4 protein-coding genes and 2 pseudogenes are annotated in these 2,967 nt (G+C 37.4%); 2 read left to right on the top strand and 4 right to left on the bottom strand.

Features of this window, described 5'->3' with window-relative positions; all coding sequences use genetic code 11:
- Positions 1 to 574 (top strand): annotated as a pseudogene (locus ACY651_RS14715) (DUF2911 domain-containing protein); the annotation flags it as partial.
- A gap of 48 nt (positions 575 to 622) precedes the next feature.
- On the opposite strand, the gene ACY651_RS14720 reads toward ACY651_RS14715, so the two are convergent.
- Together ACY651_RS14720 and ACY651_RS14725 are read right to left on the bottom strand one after the other, a co-directional pair.
- Positions 623 to 853, bottom strand: coding sequence for an SWIB/MDM2 domain-containing protein (locus ACY651_RS14720; protein ID WP_462254080.1), 231 nt, complete (start codon positions 851 to 853; stop codon positions 623 to 625).
- 27 nt (positions 854 to 880) lie between these two features.
- Positions 881 to 961: pseudogene (locus ACY651_RS14725) on the bottom strand (histone); the annotation flags it as partial.
- Positions 962 to 1,265: 304 nt separating this feature from the next.
- Between ACY651_RS14725 and ACY651_RS14730 the strand changes: the two are divergent.
- Positions 1,266 to 1,766 carry a cupin domain-containing protein gene (locus ACY651_RS14730; RefSeq protein ID WP_462254074.1) on the top strand — a complete coding sequence of 167 codons (501 nt, stop codon included), beginning with the start codon at positions 1,266 to 1,268 and terminating at the stop codon, positions 1,764 to 1,766.
- 40 nt (positions 1,767 to 1,806) lie between these two features.
- Here the strand turns inward: ACY651_RS14730 and ACY651_RS14735 are convergent, their stop codons facing one another.
- Both ACY651_RS14735 and ACY651_RS14740 read right to left on the bottom strand, forming a co-directional pair.
- The gene (locus ACY651_RS14735) at positions 1,807 to 2,637 is read right to left on the bottom strand and encodes an MBL fold metallo-hydrolase (RefSeq protein WP_462254076.1); all 831 of its coding nucleotides are present in this window, start codon (positions 2,635 to 2,637) and stop codon (positions 1,807 to 1,809) included.
- Positions 2,613 to 2,967, bottom strand: a 355-nt coding sequence (locus ACY651_RS14740) for a hypothetical protein (protein WP_462254078.1), incomplete at its 5' end; no start/stop codon positions are given. The genes ACY651_RS14735 and ACY651_RS14740, both read right to left, overlap by 25 nt.

A 2,967-nucleotide genomic window follows, 5' to 3' on the forward strand; every position in this document is an offset into this window, starting at 1 on the left:
GGAAAAATTAAAAATTCCTTTTACCATATCTGTTGATTATGTAAAAACTCAAATTGAAAGTTTTAGAAGACAGTTAAGAAATGATGAAGGCTTTGAACCTGATGCATGGGTACAGGCCGCAAATTTTTGTGTGAATAATAATACTAATCTGGAAGAAGCTCTTGAGTGGAGCAATTATGCTGTTAATGGAAATTTTATAGGGCAGAAAAATTTTAAAACACTTAGCAGTAAAGCCGGTGTATTAAGCAAACTAAACAGGCAGGCTGAAGCAGATACTATTATGCAACAGGCAATGCCGTTAGCAACCATGCAGGAGCTGCACAATTATGCCAGGCAATTACTGCAGCAGAAAAAAGTAAAAGAAGCGTTGGTGGCTTTTAAACTAAACGCACAAAAAAATCCGAATGTATTTACTACCAATATGGGATTAATGAGGGGTTACGCTGCCAATGGCGATTTTAAAAATGCATTAAAACATGCAAAGCTGGCACGTGTGCAGGCAAGTGATAAAGCCAATAAAGATGCATTGGAAAAATACATTCCTATGCTGGAGAAAGGGCAGGATATTAATTAATAAAAAAGGGCATCAAAATGATGCCCTTAAATTTTTTCGAAAAATTTATTATTTCAAATGGTTTGAAATAAGCTTAGCCATATCAAACATTGATACCTGAGCTTTGCCACCAAAAATTGGTTTTAATTTAGCATCAGCATTAATCATACGTTTGTTTTTTGGATCCTGCAATTTGTTTGCTTTAATGTAAACCCAAAGTTTTTTTACCACTTCTGTACGTGGTAATCCTTTGCTGCCTACTACCGCTGCTAAATCAGCACTTGGTGTAAGTGGTTTCATAAATGCTGCAGATGGCTTGCGTGCAGATTTCTTTTTAGCAACTTTTTTTGGTGCTGCTTTTTTTACTGCTTTTTTTGGTGCTGCCTTTTTAGCCGCTTTTTTTGGAGCCGCTTTTTTTGCTGCAGCTTTTTTAGGAGCTGCCTTTTTGGGTGCAGCTTTTTTTACCTTTTTCTTTGTTGCCATTTTTTAAATTTTAGAATGTTAATGAGTGTGTAGTATTACAAGTATCAAATATAGCTGATTTATAATGGTTGTACAAAGCGATTTAGTTAAAAATATTTCCACAAAGATTTTACGTTATTCACAGGGAAACGATATCTTTTTTAATGAAGATTTATTTTGGGTGTGAGCAGCAGTTTACACCAGTTTTTTTTACATTCATTTGGTATCTTTCAGGCATAAAAACATTGAGATGATTACTGTTAATGGGGTGATAAAAAAATATAATTTACAAAATCATCCCGAAGGTGGCTGGTACAAAGAAAACTATAAAAGCAGCGAAGCGATAGCTGCAAATGCTTTACCACAAAGGTTTTCAGCAGACAGGTTTTTTTCTACTGCTATTTATTTTTTACTGGAGGCCGGGAATTTTTCTGCTTTTCACCGTATAAAAAGTGATGAGTGCTGGCATTTTTATATGAGAGATCCGCTAATGATATATGTACTTCAGCATAATGGAATACTGGATCAAATTTATTTAGGAAATGATATTGATAAGGGGCAATTGTTTCAATATGTGGTGCCGGTCAATTGCTGGTTTGCCAGCCGCCCTGCACCCGGCAGCAGCTTTTGTTTTGTGGGTTGCACCGTAGCCCCGAGCTTTGATTTTGCCGATTTTGAACTTGCTAACGCAAAAGAATTGTCGGATTTGTATCCGCAACACACCGGTATTATAAAAGAATTATGCAGGTAAAAACTTCTTTTCAACAAAAATATTTTTTAAAATAATCCCTTTACATAAATAAATCTAACTGCTGTGGTTTTAATAATTTGGTTACTGCAGTTGATCTAAATGTTGCGTTTGCTGTAATATGGTAAACTGGCGTAGCCTCGTAACGTGATGCTGTGATAATTGCAATATCATTTGCATGGCCATTAAATAATTGCACTGCAATTTCGGGAGTATTATTTTCTTTTGATAAATGAGATAATAAAATGTGCGTCATAAAAGGTGGCCGGTGTGCTTTAAATAATTCAAGCGCCTGCCTGTTGGATAAATGTCCCTGACCACCACGGATACGGTTTTTTAAATGCAATGGATACCTTCCATTTTCTAAAAGCTCTTCATCATAATTAGATTCTAAAAAAACAGCATGGCATTGTTTAAAATAATGTATAACCTCGGGGCATGCAATACCAATATCTGTAAATACACCTGCGGTTACATTGTTGCATGTAATTATAAAGCTATGAGGATCGGCAGCGTCATGTTTTTTTGTAAAAGGGGTAACTGATAATTCTCCAATTACAACAGCCTCATTTGTTTTAAATTCTTTTGCAAGATGTTTTATTAATATTGGGCCATGCTTAGCCGTTATGTTGGTAATATAAACGGGTAAATGATATTTATTGGCTAAAACAGAAACACCTTTTATATGATCGCCATGCTCGTGAGAAACAAAAATGGCCTTTACTGTTTTCATCGAAAGCCCCAGTTGCTTCATCCGTTTTTCTGTTTCCCTGCAGGAAATACCTACATCTACCAGCACAGCTTCGTTACTGTTGCCAATATAATAGCAGTTACCATTGCTGCCCGAATTTAAAGATGTGATGAATAATGACATTGCATTGCAAAGAAAACTATTTTTACTGGTATGATAATGAGGAGTTTTTGAAAAAATTGCAGCTTAAAATTAAAAATTCTTTCCTTTTTTGTAATTCTACGAAGTGGATTTACGCTATGCATTTTATTAAAATAGTTCTCCACAAATTTTGTATCCTCGTAGCAGAGGTCCGGCAGGAGGGGCGGCCGATAGCCGGTGCGGTCGCCGGCGATCACCTCTTCCACCGCAGGGCTCCACCCACCGCCGTCGTCGCCGGGTGCCATCGGCGTCGGTTGCCGGCCGTAGCCGAACGCGCTCATGCGCTCGCGCAGCACGAGCTCGCCGTTCTGA

The organism is Ferruginibacter sp., assembly GCF_031391665.1.
Lineage (GTDB): Bacteria > Bacteroidota > Bacteroidia > Chitinophagales > Chitinophagaceae > Ferruginibacter.